Below are 4,396 nucleotides of genomic sequence, written 5' to 3' on the forward strand. Positions count from 1 at the left end.
AGTCTATCCTATATTTGTGACTTTAGTCGCGGCGGTTTGAATGCTCGCTTTAAGTGCTCGCATCCAAACCTTGCTCCGAGGCCACAGATATAGGGGCTAGACTCTCTTCGGGGGCTGTGCTTTGGCTGTGGGAGGGAAAATTGCTATTTATTGTTAGAGTAATTTGAGGAATCGCCAGAAGGTTTTGGCTTTCTGTGGAGAACGGATTATCGGTAATAGTACACCGATAATATACTCTTTTTTCTTATTAATCTTGTGTCAATCCTGAAAGATTTAATTTTCCGAATTACTTCGATCTCTCCTGACTTCGTCTGTTTACTCAATCCAGCAAATTCCTATTTAATATCTCTCTTGCCGTTTTTTCATCGGTATAAAGAACATTCATAAATCCTGCTCGAGGGCTCCGATTATAGCATCTATCTTATTAATTCCAACAGCAATCGCGATGCTCCATTTTTTTCATAAGATAGTAACAAAACATAACACTGGAAGTCTGTAATCGTAGAAGTTTTTTAATTTTCTTCTAACATTTTTACAGCAGAACTTGTTCCGATTCTGTCACATCCTGCCTCTAAGAATATTTCAAGATCTTCTCTGCTCTTTACACCTCCTGCCGCTTTCATTTTTACATCCGAGCCGATATTTTGTGCGAATAAGCGGATATCCTCAATCGTTGCTCCGCCAGTTCCAAAACCAGTAAAAATTTTGATATAATCTGCTTTCGCATTTGTAACACACTGACAAAGTTTTACTTTTTCATCATCTGTGAGGTAGCATGTTTCAATGATTACTTTAAGAATCTTGTCACCAGCAGCTTCTTTTAAAGCCTTGATTTCTGCTTCTACTTTATCAAAGTCGCCATTTTTTACATGGCCGATATTAATAACCATATCTACTTCACTGCATCCCTTTGCAATGGCATCTTTTACTTCAAATACCTTTGTTTCTGTGGTATTGTAGCCGAGAGGAAATCCGATTACAGTACAGATATTAATTTTATCGCCGTAAGTTTCCTTGATTCTTTCAATATAAGATGGCGGAATGCATACAGAAGCGGTATTATATTTGATTGCCTCATCGCAAAGCTTTTTAATGTCTTCCCATGTACAAAATGCTTTTAACTGAGTATGGTCAATATGTGTTAAAATTTCCTGTTTTGTCATTGTTTCTTCCCCTTTTATGTAGTCTAACTTGTGTTGCTATTTTCTAATACAGATGCATTTGTTATCTAACGATGTTTTTCCTGAAATTCTGCGATCATATCATAAGCATCTATTGCAAGATTCTTATAAATCTGTCTCCATACTTTAAATGCATCTTCATAAGAAACTTTGTCATCGACTTTCAGAAGATTTCCTTCCTTTACTGCGATATATTGTGCAAATGCACCATCTCTTCTTGAACCATAATAATCGTAGTCTTCACAAAGTGAATATTCACCATCTCACAATATTTACACTTAAAACAAGGAATAAGAGGTGGACAAGTTACCCGGTCTCCTGCCTTAAACTTTGTTACCTTATCTCCTGTTTTTACAATCTGACCGCTAAATTCATGTCCTACAATAATTGGAGAAACATGAGCTCCGTACTGATTTACTCTTGGTATATCAGAACCGCAAACGCCAACAGCCATTACTTTAATCAAACATTCATCCGCTTCATAAGAAGGAATATCTACTTCTTCTACTCTTAAATCTCTTGGTGCATACATTCTTACCGCTTTCATTTTTACCCCTCCAATTTGAAATTTGTTGCATTTTCATGTTCTAGAGTGTGTTTGAAAAATGCTTTCTGTAAGATGTACATTACAATTTGTGGAAGATTGCATGAATGATTTTTTAAACACATTTTGTTTTTTACTTGTACCAGTATCACTAAATACAAAAAGTATATTCATTGAAAATATATTTCGTTTTTTAAGAAGCGACTGTTATTTAGTCTTCTTCAAAAAAATATACAGGTTTTCCGAATTATTAGACTATTTGTTCGTTATGTATATTTTTTGTAAAAAATTCAAAAAATAATTGTGTATCTTCTCTTTTTACTTTACAATAATAAAAAAATTCGCTACAATGAAATCGTATTCGGCAAATATATTTTAAAACGCAGATTTCTATTATAATAAAAACACTTTGAATAATTTATAAAATGGGAATCTTTTCGGACGTATTTAAAATTCTGACAGATAAAAGGAGATAATAATTATGGAAAGTTTAAGATCAAAAAAAGGCTTTATATGTGATATGGACGGTGTTATCTACCACGGAAACCAACTTCTGCCTGGGGTAAAAGAATTCGTAGAATGGCTGCAAAAAGAAGAAAAACAATTTCTTTTCCTTACGAATGCCAGCAGCCGCTCACCAAAAGAATTACAGAATAAATTATATCGGATGGGATTAGAGATTGGGGAAGAACATTTTTATACAAGTGCATTAGCAACCGCCAAGTTTTTACAAAATCAAGCTCCGGGATGCAGCGCTTACGTCATCGGAGATCACGGTCTATATAACGCATTATACGATGCAGGTATTACAATTAATGATGTCGATCCAGATTATGTTGTCGTTGGAGAAACCGTTACTTACGGTTATGAGCACATTATTACTGCTATGAATCTTGTAAACAAAGGTGCGAGATTAATTGCAACCAATACAGATATTACCGGCCCGATTGAAGGTGGAATCGCTCCTGCATGCCGCGCTTTCGTTGCCCCAATCGAGGCAACTACCGGTAAAAAAGCTTACTACGTTGGCAAACCAAATCCGTTAATGATGCGTACTGGCTTACAGATTTTAGGAGTACATTCCTCTGAAGCCGTCATGATTGGTGACCGTATGGATACAGATATTATCGCCGGCATTGAAACAGGACTTGATACTGCACTCGTACTCTCTGGGGTATCCACAAGAGAGACTGTGAAAGAATTTCCGTATCGCCCGAGACTTATTTTAAATGGCGTAGGGGATATTGCTGAATGAAAAGCTAATCTCCGGCTATGCTGGGGAGAATAGAGTAAGCAGAATACATCGGCTTCTGTCCCCCCCCCCAATTTTCTCCCCCTGTTTAATTCATTTTCTCCAGCCACAGCACAGAAGCCATTGCCACAAATATGCCTTATTGGGGGTAATGGCTTCGTCTGTTGGTTCTTAATGAATTAAATAGCAATTACACCGGCTTGCATGTGCAGCCGATTCCGAGTCCGTCGGGACCGATATGACAGGAAAGTCCAAATGATAGGTAATCACTCATTACTTCCATTCCAGGAAATGCTTCTTTAATCTGTTCTACCCATTCTTTTGTAACTTCTTCTGAACTGCTTGAAGCTGCCATTAAATATACTTTTCCAGCTTTATACGCATCATGAAATGTCGTCTCTAATTCATTTTTCATGGCATCAATCATTGCTTTACGTGACTTTTTCATTCCACGACATTTCTGATATACATCTAATACTCCTGTTCCAAATTTCATAACAGGTTTAATATTTAATACGTTTGCAAGTAAAGCAGATGTGGAGCTGATTCTTCCTCCCTTTTTCAAGTATTCTAAGGTACTAAGACCTACGTAAATTACCATCTGTTCTTTTGTTTCTTCTAAAATCTTCTTAATCTCTACGGCAGAATAGCCTGCTTCTGCCATCTCCACTGCATCAAGAACACTTCGATGAAGAGGTGTGGAAACATGGCCATTATCTACTACAAAAACCTTTCCTTCATATTCTTCATCCTGTGCTAATCCCTGTGCGGTCATGCAGGAACCACTTAATCCACTACTGATTGGAATGTAGATAAGTGTTTCATATTCTTTTAACATATCATCCCATGTTTCCATTACTTCCTGTGGAGATGGCTGTGAGGTAGATACATTAACTCCCTGACGAAGTTTTTCGTAAAATTCTTCTCTTGATAAATCTACTCCTTCTAAATATAATTCATCATCAATATAAAATGGCATTGGAAGAACTTTGATTCCTAATTTTTCTGCTTCTTCTGTAAGTATTCCGCTATGACTATCTGTCATGATTCCTATTTTTTTCATTATATGTATTTCTCCTTAAATAAACTTTCTTTTGTGAATTAATATAATAGCAGCATTTTATGTTATGATTGAACTCTCCATTGATAAAAAACGGAGCCTTCTGTTTTGACTGTTTTAGTCATTCTCATACCTTTTTAGGGTATTTCTAACATCCTCACAAATATTACTTTGAAATTTATATTTATATTTTTTAAAAGGCAATATTATAATTATAACAAATATACTAAAAAAAGCAACAAAGCTACTTAACTTTGTTGCTTTAATCTAACTCCCCGAGTAGGACTTGAACCTACGACAGCGCGGTTAACAGCCGCGTGCTCTACCGACTGAGCTATCGAGGAATATTTATTAAAGGA

The 4,396-nt window shown here is 36.1% G+C and carries 5 protein-coding genes and 1 tRNA gene; 1 reads left to right on the forward strand and 5 read right to left on the reverse strand.

Going from position 1 to position 4,396, the window contains the following annotated elements; translation table 11 throughout:
* Positions 1-512: 512 nt before the first annotated feature.
* The 3 genes from deoC to EUBHAL_RS17120 form a co-directional block, all read right to left on the reverse strand.
* Positions 513-1,163 carry a deoxyribose-phosphate aldolase gene (gene deoC / locus EUBHAL_RS01050; RefSeq protein ID WP_005343709.1) on the reverse strand — a complete coding sequence of 217 codons (651 nt, stop codon included), beginning with the start codon at positions 1,161-1,163 and terminating at the stop codon, positions 513-515.
* A 199-nt stretch (positions 1,164-1,362) separates the two neighbouring features.
* The gene (locus EUBHAL_RS01055) at positions 1,363-1,728 is read right to left on the reverse strand and encodes an alcohol dehydrogenase catalytic domain-containing protein (protein ID WP_005343710.1); all 366 of its coding nucleotides are present in this window, start codon (positions 1,726-1,728) and stop codon (positions 1,363-1,365) included.
* A gap of 33 nt (positions 1,729-1,761) precedes the next feature.
* Positions 1,762-1,899, reverse strand: a complete 138-nt coding sequence (locus EUBHAL_RS17120) for a DUF6783 domain-containing protein (protein WP_353963088.1) — start codon at positions 1,897-1,899, stop codon at positions 1,762-1,764.
* Between the two features lie 307 nt (positions 1,900-2,206).
* Between EUBHAL_RS17120 and EUBHAL_RS01060 the strand changes: the two genes are divergently transcribed.
* Positions 2,207-2,980, forward strand: a complete 774-nt coding sequence (locus tag EUBHAL_RS01060; RefSeq protein ID WP_005343712.1) for an HAD-IIA family hydrolase — start codon at positions 2,207-2,209, stop codon at positions 2,978-2,980.
* Between the two features lie 187 nt (positions 2,981-3,167).
* Here the strand turns inward: EUBHAL_RS01060 and EUBHAL_RS01065 are convergent, their stop codons facing one another.
* Positions 3,168-4,040 carry a DegV family protein gene (locus EUBHAL_RS01065; protein WP_005343714.1) on the reverse strand — a complete coding sequence of 291 codons (873 nt, stop codon included), beginning with the start codon at positions 4,038-4,040 and terminating at the stop codon, positions 3,168-3,170.
* Between the two features lie 268 nt (positions 4,041-4,308).
* Positions 4,309-4,381, reverse strand: a tRNA-Asn gene (locus EUBHAL_RS01070).
* Positions 4,382-4,396: the final 15 nt, after the last annotated feature.

Origin of the sequence: Anaerobutyricum hallii DSM 3353, assembly GCF_000173975.1 — a bacterium.
Lineage (GTDB): Bacteria > Bacillota > Clostridia > Lachnospirales > Lachnospiraceae > Anaerobutyricum > Anaerobutyricum hallii.

Excerpts from the sequence above, each read along its gene's own strand:
- EUBHAL_RS01060 (WP_005343712.1), top strand. The coding sequence starts at position 2,207 with ATGGAAAGTTTAAGATCAAAAAAAGGCTTTATATGTGATATGGACGGT.
- deoC (WP_005343709.1), bottom strand. The coding sequence starts at position 1,163 with ATGACAAAACAGGAAATTTTAACACATATTGACCATACTCAGTTAAAA.
- EUBHAL_RS01055 (WP_005343710.1), bottom strand. The coding sequence starts at position 1,728 with ATGAAAGCGGTAAGAATGTATGCACCAAGAGATTTAAGAGTAGAAGAA.
- EUBHAL_RS01065 (WP_005343714.1), bottom strand. The coding sequence starts at position 4,040 with ATGAAAAAAATAGGAATCATGACAGATAGTCATAGCGGAATACTTACA.
- EUBHAL_RS17120 (WP_353963088.1), bottom strand. The coding sequence starts at position 1,899 with ATGAATATACTTTTTGTATTTAGTGATACTGGTACAAGTAAAAAACAA.